Source organism: Xenorhabdus littoralis (assembly GCF_033949345.1).
Classification (GTDB): Bacteria; Pseudomonadota; Gammaproteobacteria; order Enterobacterales; family Enterobacteriaceae; genus Xenorhabdus; species Xenorhabdus littoralis.
The window spans coordinates 67,306-85,114 of sequence record NZ_VCDP01000061.1 but is presented as its reverse complement, the minus strand read 5'-3'; the positions used below and the strand labels follow the sequence as shown (position 1 = coordinate 85,114).

At 43.4% G+C, this 17,809-nt stretch carries 12 protein-coding genes; 7 read left to right on the top strand and 5 right to left on the bottom strand.

The features are described from left to right. Positions 1-219: 219 nt before the first annotated feature. The 4 genes from metA to aceK all read left to right on the top strand — a co-directional run bounded on the left by metA (position 220) and on the right by aceK (position 6,217). A complete protein-coding gene (gene metA, locus FE394_RS15200; protein ID WP_319927205.1) occupies positions 220-1,149 on the top strand; it encodes a homoserine O-acetyltransferase MetA in 930 nt (309 codons plus the stop codon). A gap of 307 nt (positions 1,150-1,456) precedes the next feature. Next, on the top strand, positions 1,457-3,052 hold the full coding sequence (aceB, locus tag FE394_RS15195) for a malate synthase A (protein ID WP_319927204.1): 1,596 nt from the start codon (positions 1,457-1,459) through the stop codon (positions 3,050-3,052). 56 nt (positions 3,053-3,108) lie between these two features. Then, positions 3,109-4,416: an isocitrate lyase gene (gene aceA / locus FE394_RS15190; protein WP_319927203.1), complete on the top strand. Its 1,308-nt coding sequence runs from the start codon at positions 3,109-3,111 to the stop codon at positions 4,414-4,416. 76 nt (positions 4,417-4,492) lie between these two features. Further along, the gene (gene aceK, locus FE394_RS15185; RefSeq protein WP_319927202.1) at positions 4,493-6,217 is read left to right on the top strand and encodes a bifunctional isocitrate dehydrogenase kinase/phosphatase; all 1,725 of its coding nucleotides are present in this window, start codon (positions 4,493-4,495) and stop codon (positions 6,215-6,217) included. A gap of 162 nt (positions 6,218-6,379) precedes the next feature. On the opposite strand, the gene FE394_RS15180 is transcribed toward aceK, so the two are convergent. The 4 genes from FE394_RS15180 to lysC all read right to left on the bottom strand — a co-directional run bounded on the left by FE394_RS15180 (position 6,380) and on the right by lysC (position 11,666). Then, positions 6,380-7,021: a bifunctional 4-hydroxy-2-oxoglutarate aldolase/2-dehydro-3-deoxy-phosphogluconate aldolase gene (locus FE394_RS15180; protein ID WP_319927201.1), complete on the bottom strand. Its 642-nt coding sequence runs from the start codon at positions 7,019-7,021 to the stop codon at positions 6,380-6,382. A 54-nt stretch (positions 7,022-7,075) separates the two neighbouring features. Continuing rightward, positions 7,076-8,914 carry a phosphogluconate dehydratase gene (gene edd, locus FE394_RS15175; protein ID WP_319927200.1) on the bottom strand — a complete coding sequence of 613 codons (1,839 nt, stop codon included), beginning with the start codon at positions 8,912-8,914 and terminating at the stop codon, positions 7,076-7,078. A 194-nt stretch (positions 8,915-9,108) separates the two neighbouring features. Then, a complete protein-coding gene (iclR, locus tag FE394_RS15170; RefSeq protein ID WP_319927199.1) occupies positions 9,109-9,939 on the bottom strand; it encodes a glyoxylate bypass operon transcriptional repressor IclR in 831 nt (276 codons plus the stop codon). 353 nt (positions 9,940-10,292) lie between these two features. Beyond that, the gene (lysC, locus tag FE394_RS15165) at positions 10,293-11,666 is read right to left on the bottom strand and encodes a lysine-sensitive aspartokinase 3 (protein WP_319927198.1); all 1,374 of its coding nucleotides are present in this window, start codon (positions 11,664-11,666) and stop codon (positions 10,293-10,295) included. Positions 11,667-11,931: 265 nt separating this feature from the next. Here lysC and pgi point away from each other — a divergent pair, with 265 nt between their 5' ends. The 3 genes from pgi to ubiA all read left to right on the top strand — a co-directional run bounded on the left by pgi (position 11,932) and on the right by ubiA (position 15,156). Continuing rightward, positions 11,932-13,578, top strand: a complete 1,647-nt coding sequence (pgi, locus tag FE394_RS15160) for a glucose-6-phosphate isomerase (protein WP_319927197.1) — start codon at positions 11,932-11,934, stop codon at positions 13,576-13,578. A 182-nt stretch (positions 13,579-13,760) separates the two neighbouring features. After that, positions 13,761-14,288 (top strand): chorismate lyase, encoded by a 528-nt coding sequence (gene ubiC, locus FE394_RS15155; RefSeq protein ID WP_319927196.1) that lies wholly within the window; start codon positions 13,761-13,763, stop codon positions 14,286-14,288. A gap of 13 nt (positions 14,289-14,301) precedes the next feature. Continuing rightward, complete coding sequence (gene ubiA / locus FE394_RS15150) at positions 14,302-15,156, top strand: 4-hydroxybenzoate octaprenyltransferase (protein WP_319927195.1); 855 nt, start codon at positions 14,302-14,304, stop codon at positions 15,154-15,156. 53 nt (positions 15,157-15,209) lie between these two features. Here the strand turns inward: ubiA and plsB are convergent, their stop codons facing one another. After that, the gene (gene plsB / locus FE394_RS15145; RefSeq protein ID WP_319927194.1) at positions 15,210-17,681 is read right to left on the bottom strand and encodes a glycerol-3-phosphate 1-O-acyltransferase PlsB; all 2,472 of its coding nucleotides are present in this window, start codon (positions 17,679-17,681) and stop codon (positions 15,210-15,212) included. Positions 17,682-17,809: the final 128 nt, after the last annotated feature.

Genomic DNA, 17,809 nt, shown 5'->3' with positions numbered 1-17,809 from the left:
CGGGTGGTTCTGATTTTGGGCCGCCGGAAAATTCGGGACCGTATCTGACAAAAAATCTACCATTCTTGTTACTTCCTTTATTATTCTTTTTTATCTCATAGAACAAAATGAAATAATTTCAATTTGGGTACAATAACTCGACATCTTTATCTCTTTCTGATTAAATTTGGCTATCTGGAAGTCTAAATGAGATAATTAATGTAGTTGAGGTTTCGAACAATGCCAATTTGTGTACCAGATGAATTACCTGCGGTAAATTTTCTCCGTAATGAAAACATCTTTGTCATGACATCTACACGGGCAAATATTCAGGATATTCGTCCATTGAAGGTATTGTTGCTTAACTTGATGCCAAAGAAGATAGAAACTGAAAATCAGTTTATTCGGTTATTGTCCAATTCTCCGTTACAGGTTGATATTCAATTGCTGCGCATTGATAGTCGGCAATGTAAAAATACACCTGAGGAACATTTAGATACCTTTTATTGTGATTTTGACTCAATAAAAGATCAAAATTTCGATGGATTGATTGTCACGGGTGCTCCTTTGGGGTTAGTTGAGTTTAAGGATGTGACTTATTGGCATGAGGTTGAAAAAATTGTCATTTGGGCAAAGAGCCATGTCACTTCGACACTTTTTGTTTGTTGGGCGGTTCAGGCAGCCTTAAATATTCTTTACAATCTTCCAAAATATACCCGAACGTCCAAACTATCCGGTGTTTACTCTCATTCAACTTTAGATCCTCTGACTTTATTAACACGCGGATTTGACGAAACTTTTTTTGCACCTCATTCCCGTTTTGCTGATTTTCCTGAATCAGTTATTCGCGATCATACAGATTTAGATATTTTAGCCTCTTCTGAAGAGGCTGGTGCTTATTTATTTGCCAGCAAAGATAGAAGACTGGTATTTGTAACAGGTCATCCTGAATATGACGCGGATACACTTGCTGCAGAATATTGGCGTGATCAGGGCGCTGGTTTGGAGCCAATGTTACCCGTTAATTATTTTCCAAATAATGATCCTGAAAATAAACCAGTTGCTGCTTGGCGTAGTCATGGTCACTTACTATTTTCAAATTGGTTGAATTACTATGTTTACCAGATTACGCCATATGACCTGACTTTTATGAATCCCTCCTTAGATTGAATGCTGTTTGAAACAGGAAAATGGGAATTAGCTGAAGCGAGCCATTTCTCATTTTTAAAATTTTCTTTCTCTTACGGTTAGTCCCCACCTATTAGTTATTTCTCATACATAACAAAAAGTTAACAATACGATATCGACCTTTTCGGAATTTATTTCTTCTGCTTTTTTATCATTGCATCATCTTAATCATTTGATTTTATTTAACTAATCCAAATTATTTAAAATAATGGAAATGGTTTTTGATTTATTTTTAATATTGATTACTCTTAATCGAGCAGACATTTAAAAGATGATAGAGAAGGGGATTATGCAGCAGACACTAACGACCCAATTGACCTTTACGAAGCCTTTCACTGAGGCAGATAATCAGGTGTTATCACCTGAATCTATTCGTTTTTTAGAGGATTTAGTTGTTGAATTCTCTGACAGGCGCCAAAAATTATTGGAAGAACGTGTTCATTGGCAGAAAAAAATAGATGATGGATTATTACCTGATTTTATTTTGGAAACATCTTCCATTAGAGAAGGTGATTGGAAAATTCTGGGAATACCAGATGATCTCAAAGATCGCCGTGTTGAAATAACAGGACCAGTAGAACGTAAAATGGTTATTAATGCCCTGAATGCAAATGTAAAAGTGTTCATGGCTGACTTTGAGGATTCGCTGGCTCCTGCATGGGATAAAGTTATCAGTGGGCAAATTAACTTACGGGATGCTGTGGATGGCTCAATCTCATACAGCAATGAGCAGGGTAAACGTTACGAATTGAAAGCAGATCCGGCAGTGTTGGTCGCTCGGGTCAGAGGTTTACATCTGCCAGAAAAACATGCTCTCTATAAAAACGAACCGATTTCAGGTGGATTATTTGATTTTGCCCTGTACTTTTACTTAAACCATAAGAAATTATTGGAAAAAGGGAGTGGTCCTTATTTTTATCTACCCAAGATACAGAGCTACCATGAAGCACAATGGTGGAGTGATGTTTTCAGTTTTGCAGAATCACGTTTCAATTTGCCAAAAGGCACTATTAAAGCCACCGTTTTAATTGAAACATTACCTGCCGTCTTTCAGATGGATGAAATTCTCTATCACTTACGTCACCACATCGTTGGCCTGAACTGTGGTCGCTGGGATTACATTTTCAGTTATATCAAAACACTGAAAAATCATGCAGATCGTGTCTTGCCGGATCGCCAATCCGTTACGATGACACAACCTTTCTTGAGCGCCTATTCTCGTTTATTGATTAAAACCTGCCATAAACGCGGTGCATTTGCGATGGGTGGAATGTCGGCATTTATACCGAGTAAAGATCCGGAGCAAAATCAACAAGTGTTGAATAAAGTCAGGGCAGATAAAGAACTGGAGGCGAACAATGGTCATGATGGTACATGGGTAGCGCATCCGGGACTGGCGGATATTGCCATGATGGTCTTCGATACAAAACTGGGAGATTGCCAAAATCAATTGACTGTTTTGCGTGAAGAAGATGAAGAAATCACAGCTTCACAATTACTCGCCGCTTGTCCGGGAGAAAGAACCGAACAAGGAATGCGTGCGAACATTCGTGTTGCTGTCCAGTATATAGAAGCATGGATTTCGGGAAATGGATGCGTTCCGATTTATGGCTTGATGGAAGATGCTGCTACAGCAGAAATTTCCCGCACCTCCATTTGGCAATGGATCAGACATGAAAAATCACTTTCCAACGGCAAAAAAGTGACAAAGGAACTGTTCAGGGAAATGTTGAAAGAAGAACTTGACGTTATTAAACATGAGATTGGAGAGCTTTCCTTTAATCAGGGACGATTTATAGAAGCGTCTTCTTTGATGGAAAGGATCACCACTCAGGATGACTTAATTGATTTCTTAACGTTATCAGGCTATCAATTAATTGATTAATAAAAACACAATAATGACAACAATATCCGATTAATAAGAATAGGAAGTAGAACATCATGACCATCTCCCGTACACAACAGATCGCTCAACTAGAACAAGAATGGAAACAGCCACGTTGGAAAGATATTACTCGCCCATATAGTGCTGAGGATGTCATTAAATTGCGTGGTTCTATCAATCCTGAACACACTTTGGCGCAAATGGGGGCGAAAAAGCTGTGGGAATTGTTGCATGGCAAATCAAAAAAGGGCTATGTAAACGCACTTGGTGCGCTGACTGGAGGTCAGGCTCTTCAGCAGGCTAAAGCGGGTATTGAGGCAGTTTATCTTTCTGGTTGGCAGGTTGCAGCGGATGCAAATACGGCTTCCAGCATGTATCCCGATCAATCATTGTATCCCGTTGATTCTGTTCCTAATGTAGTTAAACGTATCAATAACAGCTTCCGTCGTGCTGATCAGATCCAATGGTCAAATGGCATCGATTCAGATAGTCAGGAATATATTGATTATTTCCTGCCGATTGTTGCGGATGCAGAAGCGGGATTCGGTGGTGTTCTGAATGCATTTGAACTGATGAAAGCGATGATTGAGGCAGGTGCCGCTGCGGTGCATTTTGAAGACCAATTGGCTGCGGTGAAAAAATGTGGCCATATGGGGGGGAAAGTCTTGGTTCCGACTCAAGAAGCCATTCAGAAACTGGTAGCAGCGCGTTTAGCGGCTGATGTATCCGGTGTCCCCACCCTGTTAATCGCGCGTACTGATGCAGATGCCGCTGATTTACTGACATCTGACTGCGATCCTTATGATAGTGAGTTCATCACGGGTAAGCGGACTTGTGAAGGTTTTTACTGTACCCGCGCTGGTATTGATCAAGCTATCAGCCGTGGGTTGGCTTATGCTCCTTACGCTGATGTTGTCTGGTGTGAAACTTCAACTCCGGATATTGAAGCGGCACGTCGTTTTGCAGAAGCCATCCATGCCAAATATCCGGGCAAATTACTGGCCTATAACTGCTCCCCATCTTTCAACTGGAAAAAGAATCTGGATGATAAGACTATTGCCAGTTTCCAAGAACAATTGTCGGCTATGGGATATAAATTCCAGTTCATCACGTTAGCAGGTATTCATAGCATGTGGTTTAACATGTTTGATTTGGCCTACGATTACGCCCGTGGTGAAGGCATGAAACATTACGTTGAGAAAGTTCAGGAACAAGAATTTGCAGCCCTTAATCGTGGCTATACTTTCTCTTCACACCAGCAGGAAGTAGGGACGGGATATTTTGATAAAGTAACCACTATTATTCAGGGAGAAACCTCTTCTGTTACCGCATTGGCGGGATCAACAGAAGAGCAGCAATTCTAATTGAAGAGCATCCATTGATATCATTGGGGGATTCCATAAGGAATTCCCTTTTACGTGTTGGATAAGGTGACTAAATATGGAAATAGATCTTGCCCATTTAATTGCACAAACCATTTTGCAGGGATTTGATGCGCAATATGGTCGATTTCTCGAAGTCACTTCTGGCGCGCAGCAACGTTTTGAACAGGCTGACTGGCGTGCTGTACAGAAAGCGATGAAAAAGAGGATCAACTTGTATGATCACCATGTAGGTTTGGTGGTAGAACAGTTGAAACGAATTCACGGTTCATTGCAGCATGATGAAGATGATATTGCTGAGGTCAAAGCTGTTTATACCCGCTTATTACCTGATTATCCTCGTTTTGAAATTGCAGAGAGTTTTTTTAATTCGGTTTATTGTCGTTTATTTCATCATCGTAATTTAAAGCCAGAGAATCTGTTCATCTTCACTTCTCAGCCACCTTGCCGTTTTCGTTATATTTCTCGTCCACTGTCGCGGGATTTTTTCCCTGATGGCAATCTTATATCGATGTTACGAACCATCTTAAACGATTTGCCATTACGTCTTAAATGGGAAGATCTGGAGCGGGATATTGGTTACATCACACAATACTTACAACGTACATTTTCCCAGCCCGATTTATTACAGGCTACGTTCCAAATTGCCAATGAGCTGTTTTACCGTAATAAAGCAGCATGGCTGGTGGGGAAAATCAGAATAGGCACTGAGGTTTACCCATTTTTACTGCCCATTCATCACGACGAATCAGGGGGAATTTTTATTGATTCTTGTTTGACCAATCGCGATGACGCCAGCATTGTTTTTGGTTTCGCTCGTTCCTATTTTATGGTTTATGCCCCCCTGCCAGCCGCTTTGGTGGAGTGGCTGCGTGAGATCCTGCCGATGAAATCGACAGCCGAGTTATATATGGCGATTGGTTGTCAGAAGCACGGTAAAACGGAATATTACCGAGAATATCTGACGTTCATTCATTCCTCTTATGAACAGTTTACGATTGCTCCGGGTGTTAGGGGAATGGTGATGCTGGTTTTTGCGTCACCATCATTTGATCGCGTATTTAAAGTGATTAAAGATAAATTTGCACCGCAGAAAGAGGTTTCCCAGGAACGGGTTCAGGAATGCTATCGTCTGGTAAAAGAGCATGATCGGGTGGGTAGAATGGCTGATACGCAAGAGTTTGAAAATTTTGTCATTGATAAGCGCCATATCAGTTCTGAATTAATGGAGGAGTTGCAAAAAGAGATACCAGCAAAACTTGAAGATCTGGGAGACAAGATCTTGATAAAACATCTTTATATGGAACGCAAAATGATCCCTCTGAATATTTACATGGAGAATGTGAATGAGGCGCAACTTAAGGATGTAATAGAAGAATACGGCAATGCCATTAAACAATTGGCAGCCGCAAATATCTTTCCTGGCGATATGTTGTTTAAAAACTTTGGGGTCACGCGTCACGGTCGTGTGATTTTCTACGATTATGATGAAATTTGCTATATGACGGAAGTGAACTTTAGGGATATCCCTCCGCCACGTTATCCTGAAGATGAGCTGGCTAGTGAGCCTTGGTACAGCGTTGCTGTAAATGATGTTTTTCCGGAGGAGTTTCGACACTTTTTATGCACAGACAAGCGGGTACGAAGCTACTTTGAAGAAAGTCACAGTGATCTATTCAACGCTGATTATTGGCGGGCATTGCAAGAGCGTATTAAAAATGGGCATGTGGAGGATGTTTTTGCTTATCGCCGTAGACAGAGATTCAATCAACGTAATGAGTAAAATAGGAAATTACAGCTACAAACATTTATCATCGTAAAAATTAACTGTAATCAGATTCTCAATGATAAGAATGATTTTAAAAATGGAATTGGTTATTTATTTTTTCAATGCGGAAATGATGAAATAGTCAAATTCCGCATTGAAAATATTTAAATAAACAAATTACGCTTTTGCTCCAGAAATTGCGGCACGTGCCAGTTCTGTAATCTGAGCATAATCTCCTTTTTTCAATGCGTCACCCGGTACTAACCATGAGCCACCAATGCATAGAACACTATTTAACGCGAGGTAATCGCGATAGTTTTCAGGCGAAATACCACCAGTCGGGCAGAAACGTACTTGAGGGAATGGGCCAGCAATGGCTTTCAAGGCCTTAACTCCGCCATTCGCTTCTGCTGGGAAGAATTTGAAGCATTTTAAACCATAACTCATTCCCAGCATCAATTCAGAAACCGTGGAGATCCCCGGAATAAGAGGAATAGAACCCGCAGTTGCTGCTTTTAGCAGCTCGTCCGTTAATCCCGGGCTAATGGCAAATTGAGCACCCGCTTCAGTAACGGCAGCCAATTGTTCAGGATTAATGACCGTGCCTGCACCGATAATGGCTTCGGGAACTTCTTGGGCAATCAGACGAATAGCATCCAGTGCCCACTCAGTTCTTAGTGTCACCTCTAAGACACGAATTCCACCGGCAACCAACGCCTTTGCCAAAGGAACAGCGTGTTCAATCTCATTGACGACAATAACAGGAACGACTGGGCCATCGGTCAGGATATTTTCTGCGGTTGTTTTCCAATTATTCATTAGCAGTTTCTCTCGTTAAATCAGAACACAGGGGGATTTAAAATCCCTCGTCTATTAAAATGTAATGCAACATGCGCCGTGCTCTGCACCCGAAAGCTGAGTTCGCAGGGCACCAAATAGTTCACGTCCACAACCAGTGTGCGCTTCGCTTAAATCCGGTTGATATGGCATTCTTTGTGCTAATTCTTGCTCATCAACCAGAAGCATAAGTTCTCCGGTACGACCATCAACGCGGATCAAATCGCCATCTTGTACTTTTGCCAGCAATCCGCCTGTTTTTGCTTCCGGCGTAACATGAATAGCTGAAGGCACTTTGCCCGAAGCGCCGGATAAGCGCCCATCAGTGACCAAAGCTACTTTAAAGCCGCGATCCATCAGAACCCCCAAGGGTGGCATTAGTTTATGCAATTCGGGCATCCCGTTCGCTTGTGGACCTTGATAGCAGACAACCACAACACAGTCACGATCCAGTTTACCAGCCTCAAAAGCAGGTACGATATCATGTTGGCTATTGAAGACGACTGCGGGTGCTTCGATAACTTTATTCTCAGCAGGAACGGCAGAGGTTTTCATTACTGCACGACCAAGATTACCGGTCATGACTTTCGTGCCGCCGTGCTGTTCGAAAGGGGATTCGATGCTGGCAATCACATTGCTGTCCAATGAAGTCAGTGAACCTTCACGCCATACTAACTGGCCTTCATTAAGCCAAGGCTCTTGAGTATAACGCTCCAGACCAAACCCTGCGATAGTATTAACATCGCGGTGCAGTAAGCCTTTTTTCAGTAATTCTCGAATAACCAGCGCTACTCCGCCTGCCGCCTGAAATTGATTGATATCTGCCGGCCCATTTGGATAGATGCGGCATAGCAGAGGAATAACGTCTGACAATTCAGAGAAATCATCCCAATTAATGATAATCCCTGCGGCTCTTGCCATTGCGATGAGATGCATAGTCAGGTTGGTTGATCCACCGGTTGCCAGTAAGGCAATAATGCCATTGACGATCACTTTCTCATCGACCAGCAAACCTAACGGAAGATAATTACCCGAAGTTTCAGTTAAACGAGTGAGTTGACGTGCCGCCGCATCATTTAATGCTTCACGCAGTGGAGTATCAGGATGGATAAAAGAGGCACCCGGTAAATGCAGACCCATAACTTCCATCACCATTTGGTTGGAATTGGCGGTGCCATAAAAAGTACAGGTGCCGATACTATGATAAGAGGCAGCTTCGGCTTCGAGCAGTGCTTGGCGGTCAACTTTGCCTTCAGCATAAAGTTGGCGGATGCGAACTTTTTCTTTGTTTGGCAAGCCGCTGGTCATCGGTCCTGCGGGAACAAAAACAGCAGGCAAGTGACCGAATGACAGTGCAGCCATTACCAAGCCCGGTACAATTTTATCGCAGATCCCCAGATAGAGAGCACCATCAAACATATTATGAGAAAGCCCGACAGCAGCCGACATCGCAATGACATCACGGCTGAGCAGGGACAACTCCATACCGTCCTGACCTTGTGTCACACCATCGCACATCGCGGGAACACCTCCTGCGACCTGACCTACAGCCCCAACTGAACGCAAGGCGTCTTTTAATTTTTGGGGATAATCTTCATAAGGTTTGTGAGCAGAGAGCATATCGTTGTAAGAGGTGATAATGGCGATGTCATTATGCACCATATTCTTCAATGCGATTTTCTCATCGTTGTGACAGGCAGCAAAACCATGAGCCAGATTACCGCATGCCAGCTGTGCGCGATGGACGGTTTTTGAACGGGCAGCTTCAATGTGTGTTAAATACTGGCTGCGAGTCTCTTTTGATCGTTCAATAATACGTTGTGTAATACGCGCGACAGTTTCGTTGGTAGCCGTGCTGTTCTGGTTTGTAGTCATGATAATTGCTCCTGACACCACAATGGAATGTGACTATTGCTTCATTGTTACCGGTAACATTGTTAATGCAATAATCAGTGGATGCAATCAACTTTCATCGAACACACATTTATCTGTGATCTACATCAACTTTTAAAGCTGAAACGTAACAGCTTGTCAACAAAATCGCCTTTTTGGTGATATTTTGACGAAAATCACTTAATTCCACCGTATTCCCGACTGATCGCTTTTGCTGCGCGCATAACAAGAGCTCCAAGTTCAGTAACACGATCATCAGAGATGCGTGATATCGGGCCAGAGATGGAAATCGCGGCAAAGGCTTCATGATGCTCATCATAGATACAGGCGGCAATACAGCGTAACCCTAACGCATGTTCTTCATCATCAAATGAAAAACCTTGCTTGCGGATCTGCTCCAGGTTTTCGGTTAATGCTGCGGCTGTGGTACGGGTATGTTGGGTGTAAGCATGCGTTCCTTTTTTATGCAGCAATTGGAGGCGTTTTTGTTCAGACAGCGTAGAAAGCAGTGCTTTTCCTGCGCCGGAAGCATGCATCGGTAGATTGCCACCAATCGGGGCGGACATTCTCATCAACGCGTTGCATTGTACTTGATCGACAATCACAGCTTCGTATTCATCGAGGTTAAGGATGGCAAGGTTGACGGTTTCGCCGGAATCTTCCATTAACTGGCGCAATATCGGATGAACCAACACCATCAGATTGCGGCTTTGCAGAAAACTACTGCCAACCACAAATGCATGAGAAGCGATCACCCATAATCCCAAATCACCTATTTGGCGGACAAAGCCATGTTGCTGCAATGTCGTCAAAAGACGATGTGTAGTGGAGTTAGGCAAACCTGCTTGGATCGCCAAATCAGTCAAGGCAACACCAACGGGTGAATCGGAAATGTATTCCAAGAGTGTTAGCCCTCGGCTTAAAGACTGAACCTGACCGCTCGCAGCGGCACTGTTTGTTGTGACTTTAGTTTTTTTTGTGCGCTTGCTGGTAACGGCTGTGCTCATAAAAATACCCTCTGAATCATCGTCTGTTTGCAGCAATGATCGCTGCGATGAAAAATGGAACTCATTTTCGTTTTATTATTATGGACGATAAAGAGGGTAAAAACACATCCGATGAGTGTGAACTGGAAAGTGGGATTTATTTCCCACTAATTTACTTTATGAGTATTAAGTCAACTTTTCTGTTACTAAACAATTCATGCATTGGGAGGGATATAAAATAATGACATTTCGCGACAAAATGATGCCAAAAGCTGCTTTTTGCATTGTGGATTTCAATGATGTCATTGTGTTGGTGCTATAAATCAGAAAGTTAATCCCATCACTCAAGATAGGATTAACGGTATAAACGAGTATTAAGACTCAAACAAACTCCGATGCAACGTCTGGATCACCTGTTCTGCATCTTTGCCGGGAACAAGCAGGCAGACATTATGGCTGCTTGCACCACAGCTGATCATCCGAATATTAAACGACTCCAGAGCGCCAAAAATTTCTTTCCCCAGTCCTTTGGCGTGTGACAAGTCATTACCGATAATCGCCACGAGTGCCATATCTTCTTCGACTTCCACGCGGCAGAGCGTAGAAAGCTCTGTCAGCAGGGCATTGGTCAGCAGGCTGCCATTAGTGCTGGTGGAACCTGTTGTATCCAGAGTCAGGGCGATGCTCACTTCTGAGGTGGTAATCAAATCCACTGAAATATTATGCCGTGAGAGCAGGGTAAAGACTTCTGCCAGAAAACCTCGTGCATGCAGCATTTTCAGGCTATGCAATGTCAATAAGGTTTGTTTGCGACGCAAGGCCAACGCTCGGTACAGTGGTGGATTTTTCGTTTTATCACACACTATTGTACCTCCCGCTTGTGGATCTTTGCTGGAACCAACAAAGACCGGAATACCACAACGCACTGCTGGCAATAGTGTGGCGGGGTGGAGGATTTTGGCACCAAATGTCGCCATCTCCGCTGCTTCATCAAAAGCAATGGTATTGATACGTTTAGCCGTTGGGACAAGGCGGGGATCTGTTGTGTAGATGCCCGGAACATCTGTCCAGATATCAACGCGCTGTAATCCAAGCGCTTCACCCAGCAAGGCAGCAGTATAATCACTGCCACCTCGTCCCAGTGTGGTTGTGCGGCCCTTTTCTTCCCTGCCGATAAAACCCTGAGTGACGACAATGGCATTATTCAGGCGGGGATGAAGGTGTTCCATCGCCAAAGAATGAAGTCGGGAAGTATCAGGCTCTGCGCGACCAAAGTTATCGCTGGTTCGCATGATCCGGCGGATATCAAACCATTCTGCGTCAGTATTGCGTTGCCGCAGCAATTCTACAAACAGCAAAGTAGACATGACTTCACCGTGGCTAACTAATTCATCTGTCAGCGCTTCTGAGGTAGCGAGCGATGAGGCTTCTGATAACGTTGCGATATTTTCCAGCAGGCGATCAATTTCTTCGTAGATTACGTCTGGTTCATTCAATTGCTCAATAATGGCATATTGAATATCACGGATCTGTTTCAGGTAACTCTCCCGTTTATCGCTGTTGCAGCCTGCCGCCAACGCAACCAGCAAATTAGTCACGCCAGATGAGGCTGACAGAACGACTACGCGGACATTTGCGTTTGCCAAAATAATATCAGCACAGTTATTCATGGCATCAAAATTTGCCACACTAGTACCACCAAATTTTGCTACAACATATTGCGAGTCAGGAGATGAAACAGCACACATGGATGATAACCTTTTGTTCGGAGAGTAGACTTTTAGAAATATAGGGTTAAATGCACTGAGTCAATGTTTGCTAATTAAGCATAAATAATTTTCATGATGGAAATGGAATTATCGTTTTTGCCTATCTCAACAATTAGGGCTGGAAATCATTGCCTATTTTGACCAATATCAGTAATTACAAGGAAAGGGGAACTAAACACAGAATTAACCCGTTACAATCTGTGCATTCCCATTGTTTATCGACAGTTGATAGAGAGTATCATCCATGAAAAACATCAACCCTAGCCAGACTGAAGCTTGGAAAGCATTGCAACAACATTTTGAGCAGATGAAAAATGTTCATTTGCGGGAACTGTTTGAACAGGATAAAGAGCGTTTTACAGCATTTTCTGCGACATTTGATCAGCAAATCTTGGTGGATTATTCCAAAAACCGCATTACCACTGAAACATTGACAAAATTACAGGCGCTGGCACAAGAAACAGATTTGAGCAGCGCAATTCGCAGTATGTTCTCCGGTGATAAAATTAATCGTACCGAAGATCGAGCTGTGTTACACATCGCCCTGCGTAATCGCAGCAATACTCCGATTATTGTGGATGGGGAAGATGTGATGCCGCAAGTCAATGCGGTACTGGCAAAAATGAAATCCTTCAGTGAACGCATTATCGGTGGTGAATGGAAAGGTTATACCGGTAAAGCCATTACTGACGTGGTAAATATCGGTATTGGTGGTTCCGATCTTGGCCCGTATATGGTGACTGAAGCACTGAAAGCGTATAAAAATCATCTGAATATGCACTTTGTTTCCAATGTTGACGGAACCCATATTGCAGAGACGCTAAAAAATCTGAATCAAGAAACGACTTTGTTCCTGATTGCTTCCAAGACTTTTACCACGCAAGAAACCATGACCAATGCGCATTCTGCGCGTGACTGGTTCCTGCAAAGTGCCGTTGATGAAGCGCATGTGGCGAAACATTTTGCAGCACTATCGACGAACGAACAGGAAGTCAGCAAATTTGGTATCGATCCCCAGAACATGTTTGAATTCTGGGATTGGGTCGGAGGGCGTTATTCGCTCTGGTCTGCGATTGGTTTATCTATTGCTCTTTCCATTGGCTATGACAATTTCGAACAGTTGCTGAGCGGTGCTCATGCAATGGATAAACACTTTGAACAGACTGCCTTTGAACAGAACATTCCTGTTTTATTGGCGTTGATTGGCATCTGGTACAACAATTTCTTTGGCGCAGAAACTGAAGCGATTCTGCCATATGATCAATACATGCATCGCTTTGCTGCTTACTTCCAGCAAGGCAACATGGAATCAAACGGCAAGTACATCGATCGCAATGGTAACCCAGTGAATTATCAAACCGGACCAGTTATCTGGGGAGAGCCGGGCACGAATGGGCAACATGCGTTTTACCAGCTTATTCATCAGGGAACCAAGCTAATTCCTTGTGATTTTATCGCTCCGGCAATCAGCCATAATCCCATTAGCGATCATCACAGCAAACTGTTATCCAATTTCTTCGCGCAAACAGAAGCGCTGGCATTTGGTAAAACTCAGGCGCAAGTGGAAGCAGAATTTGTGGCGGCAGGAAAAAGTGCTCAGGACATGGAGAGTGTGGTGCCATTCAAAGTATTTGAAGGTAACCGCCCGACTAATTCCATTTTATTGCGCGAAATTACGCCATTTAGTTTAGGGGCACTCATTGCTCTGTATGAACATAAGATCTTTGCTCAAGGCGCAATTCTGAATATTTTCTCCTTTGATCAATGGGGCGTAGAATTGGGTAAACAGTTGGCGAACCGTATTCTGCCGGAATTGCACGATGCAGAAGCCGTGAATAGTCATGACAGCTCTACAAATGCCCTGATTAACCGATTCAAAGAATGGCGTTAATCTGACTCTTTGTTTTATTTGATTTACCTTCCCTTAATAAATGTTGTTATTGAGGGAAGTTTTTTTATGATTTCCATAATTTGTTATCAACTTTTTATTTTCTTGGTCTGCAACATGATATCCTCATTCCCCATTCGTTGTACTATCGGGGAAATTGATATTCCCCGTAGTGGGAAAATGACATGACAGATGACTCAATATTAACTTCGACCCCTATCCACTGGTTTTCGACCGATGAATCCGACCTTCCTGAAAATATTTTAGATTGGTTGATAGAAGTTGGTTCAATGACACGCCGTTTCGAACAACATTGTCAGCAGGTTTCAGTCGCTCCTTTTAGGGAATGTTTCGTCACAGCAGAAGAGTTAGGTGATGAAAGTGAGTGCTTACCTGAAAGTGAAAAATATTGGTTGCGTGAAATTATCTTGTATGGGGATAACATTCCGTGGCTTTTGGGTCGTACCGTTATTCCGGCTGAAACACTCACTGGCCCAGATAGAAAATTAGTCGATGTGGGAACTGTTCCCCTCGGACGCTATCTTTTTAGTGGTAATAATCTGACGCGGGATTATATTCAAATAGGCCAGCAGGAGCATCGTTGGGTACGCCGTTCTCTATTGAGACTATCCGGTAAGCCACTGCTGCTTACAGAGGTTTTTCTTCCAGAATCACCTGCATATAAAATTAACAGCACAAAAAGGGAGAAATAGATTGGAGGTCAGCATGACGCAGAATAAATGGCGTGCTTATTGCCGTTTAATGCGTATCAATAAACCGATTGGCGCATTATTACTACTATGGCCGACATATTGGGCCTTGTGGATTGCCGCAAAAGGTATGCCGAATTTGCACATCTTGTTAGTATTTACTATCGGTGTATTTTCCATGCGTGCCGCAGGATGCTGCATTAATGATTTTGCAGATAGAAAATTTGATGGATATGTAGAACGGACAAAATCCCGTCCTCTTCCTAGTGGCGACATCACCGAAAAAGAAAGCAAAATCTTGTTTGCCACCCTGGTACTTATCTCTTTTGCACTGGTTCTGACACTGAATAAAATGACCATTGCACTGTCGGTCGTGGGCTTAGTGTTGGCGTGGGCTTATCCTTTCGTCAAACGAGTGAGTCATCTGCCACAAGTTGTATTAGGCGCAGCCTATGGTTGGTCAATCCCGATGGCATTCGCCGCAGTAAGTGAGTCCTTACCTTTAGAATGCTGGCTGCTATTTTTGGCTAATATTATCTGGTCAGTGATTTATGATACACAATACGCAATGGTTGATCGTGATGATGACCTGAAAATCGGTGTGAAATCGACCGCCGTACTCTTTGGGCGCTTTGATAAACTGATTATTGGTATCCTGCAATTCATCATGTTGAGCATTCTGGTATCGGTTGGCTGTATGGTCAATCTGGGAGGAATGTATTACTGGACGATATTGCTGGCAGTAGCACTGTTTGTTTATCAACAGAAATTGATTGCAGGCCGGGAAAGATCATTTTGCTTCCAAGCATTTATGAATAATAACTACGTTGGTCTTATTTTATTCCTTGGTATCTTTTTCAGTTATGTCTAGCATAACGGGCGGTATTCCCGCCCGTTAACCCTCTGAGATTCAGCGCAACATCATTATTCCTGCTCTTTTGCCTGTTCAGGGTCATTTTGCTCTGGAGGCATACTGACACTTTCAATTGTCAGGCGAATTTCAGGTGACATCAAATCACTCAGCACATGGTAGAGTTCCTGAGCACTGGTCGTAATCATATCGCCGCTGTCTTGAATATATCCTTCTTCGCGCAGCGTATTGACTGAGCTGGCGAACACGGCTTTGTCAAAGAACTCGGGGGCATTGATACCATGTAGTACGGACAAACGTTGTGCCAGCATTCTACTCTCTTTTTCCAGTACACCACGGCTGATTTCCGGGGTGGCATTCAATAAAGAGAGCGTAATGGCATAGCGTTGCAGAGTTTCCCTGATACCGGCTGCCAGCAATTGCAGCGGGCGAATACGGGCAGGATTCAGTACCAGCATATCTTGTTCTTTATTACAGATAAGGTACTGACGTGCCAATTCATCAATCAGGGTATTGACGACATCGGGAAGCGTTTCCTTGTTGTAACGCATGAACAATTCCTGCTTAAGTAGTGGATAAATCAGCTCTACTTGTCTGAGCAGTTCACTACGACTAATGCGACGGTGGTGCATCACAATGCTGGCAATCAAGGATGGAAGAATCAACAAGTGCTGGATATTGTTGCGATAATAAGTCATCAGCACTGCGATTTCTCGAGGCAGAATAATAATATCTCCCAGACTGTCTTTTTCCACTTCGAACTTATTCATCAGCAAGGCATGTTCCAGCAACTCTTCTGCTGTTTTGTTCGGCACAGTGATATCGTCAGTGTAAGGCACATTTCGCAGTAATTGCAGATAGCAATCCAACTGTTCAATAAGCTGTTCACGAGTAAGTGCCCGCTGACGTGACGAAAGCAATGCTGTGGTGCATAAATTGATAGCATTGGCTGCGGCGGCATTATTGATATTGACCATAATATTACCAGCCAGCTTGCTGACTGTTGGATTCAGCCAGCTAGGACGTTGGGATTCTATCGGGTCAATAGAATCACGCCACTCAGGAACATGGTGGTTAAGGTACTGTATCAACGGGATTGGCTCACCAAAGTTCACGTAACCCTGCCCCAGATTACGCAATTTGCGCAAGCCACGCACCATTTGGAAAAAACCTTCTTTTTCTTTGGTTGCACCGCGTAGTTCTTTGGCGTAAGTCGCAACTTCCATCACATGCTCGTAACCGATATAGATTGGCACAATAGTGATTGGGCGAGATTCACCACGTAACATCGCCTGTAAGGTCATAGAAATCGTACCCGTTTTCGGGTCAAGTAAACGACCAGTACGGGAACGACCACCTTCGACAAAGTATTCCACCGAATAGCCACGGACAAACAACTCACCGAGGTATTCACGGAAGATCGTCGAATAGAGTTTATTGCCTTTAAAAGTACGGCGGATAAAGAACGCACCAAGACGACGGAATATCGGGCCGGCAGGCCAGAAATTCAGGTTAATGCCCGCTGCAATGTGCGGTGGAACCAACCCTTGGTGATAAAGCACATAAGAGAGCAGGAGATAATCCATATGGCTGCGGTGGCATGGAACATAAACCAGTTCATGACCATCCTGAGCCAATTGGCGAACGCGTTCAGCATTGTGAACATTGATGCCTTGATATAAACGGTTCCACGTCCAACTCAAAACGCGGTCGGTTAAGCGCACTGTTTCATAAGAAAAATCAGCAGCAATCTCTTCCAACATATTGATGGCGTTCTGTTTCGCCTTTTCAGGAGAAATTTTCTTGCTACGGGCTTCATCTGCAATCGCTTTTTCTATTGCTTTTGATGTCAGTAACTTTTTGAACAAATCCTGTCTGGCAGGCAAACGAGGCCCAACAGCAGCCAGACGTTGACGGGAATAGTGTATCCGCGCAACACGGGTAAGTTTATTGGCGATGATATTATCCGTACCATGTTCGTCAGCCATGTGGCGTAGAGAAACCGGCGTGGAGAAACGCACAAAACTATCTCGCCCAAGCCACAGAATGGCAAAAAACTTCTGAACACCATTCAGCAGGCGTAATTGTGGCGCAGTATTAACTTCTTGCCCTTGCCCTTCACGCCCCGGAGAGCGACCAAACATCACGGAAACAGGCACCATCTGAATATTCAAATCAGGATTATTGCGATGCAGATCCAGATATGAGTGAAAAATTTTCACAGATTCATGTTTTGGTGCATAGCAACTGAATACACGTGGACCGTTATCAATAAAAACACAACTAGGAAGTTGCGTGTCACCTATTTCCAAAGAATTCAACGGATCCGGCAGATCTTGCGCCAGACATTGTTGACGCAGGGTCAATAAGTCTGTTTTTGAATGATACGGTAGCACGTACAAAATAGGCCGAGTCGTATCAAGACGCAGCTCTGCAATGGGATCCGTAGGGATGAGTTTACTTTTGACTAATAATTTTAGTGGTAAATTCAATAACTTATAATATATTTTACGCCAACCTGACATAACTGCTTTAAGCCTCTTGTTAGCAACGGGTCGCAAGGATACCAGAAACAGATTTTGAGATCTGTGGAAATAAGACAATAATAAGAGCTAAAAGTTATATAACCATACAATAAATAAGTTTTTTAAAG

Excerpts from the sequence above, each read along its gene's own strand:
- plsB (WP_319927194.1), bottom strand. The coding sequence starts at position 17,681 with ATGTCAGGTTGGCGTAAAATATATTATAAGTTATTGAATTTACCACTA.
- ubiC (WP_319927196.1), top strand. The coding sequence starts at position 13,761 with ATGACAGATGACTCAATATTAACTTCGACCCCTATCCACTGGTTTTCG.
- metA (WP_319927205.1), top strand. The coding sequence starts at position 220 with ATGCCAATTTGTGTACCAGATGAATTACCTGCGGTAAATTTTCTCCGT.
- aceA (WP_319927203.1), top strand. The coding sequence starts at position 3,109 with ATGACCATCTCCCGTACACAACAGATCGCTCAACTAGAACAAGAATGG.
- lysC (WP_319927198.1), bottom strand. The coding sequence starts at position 11,666 with ATGTGTGCTGTTTCATCTCCTGACTCGCAATATGTTGTAGCAAAATTT.
- aceK (WP_319927202.1), top strand. The coding sequence starts at position 4,493 with ATGGAAATAGATCTTGCCCATTTAATTGCACAAACCATTTTGCAGGGA.
- pgi (WP_319927197.1), top strand. The coding sequence starts at position 11,932 with ATGAAAAACATCAACCCTAGCCAGACTGAAGCTTGGAAAGCATTGCAA.
- ubiA (WP_319927195.1), top strand. The coding sequence starts at position 14,302 with ATGACGCAGAATAAATGGCGTGCTTATTGCCGTTTAATGCGTATCAAT.
- aceB (WP_319927204.1), top strand. The coding sequence starts at position 1,457 with ATGCAGCAGACACTAACGACCCAATTGACCTTTACGAAGCCTTTCACT.
- FE394_RS15180 (WP_319927201.1), bottom strand. The coding sequence starts at position 7,021 with ATGAATAATTGGAAAACAACCGCAGAAAATATCCTGACCGATGGCCCA.
- iclR (WP_319927199.1), bottom strand. The coding sequence starts at position 9,939 with ATGAGCACAGCCGTTACCAGCAAGCGCACAAAAAAAACTAAAGTCACA.
- edd (WP_319927200.1), bottom strand. The coding sequence starts at position 8,914 with ATGACTACAAACCAGAACAGCACGGCTACCAACGAAACTGTCGCGCGT.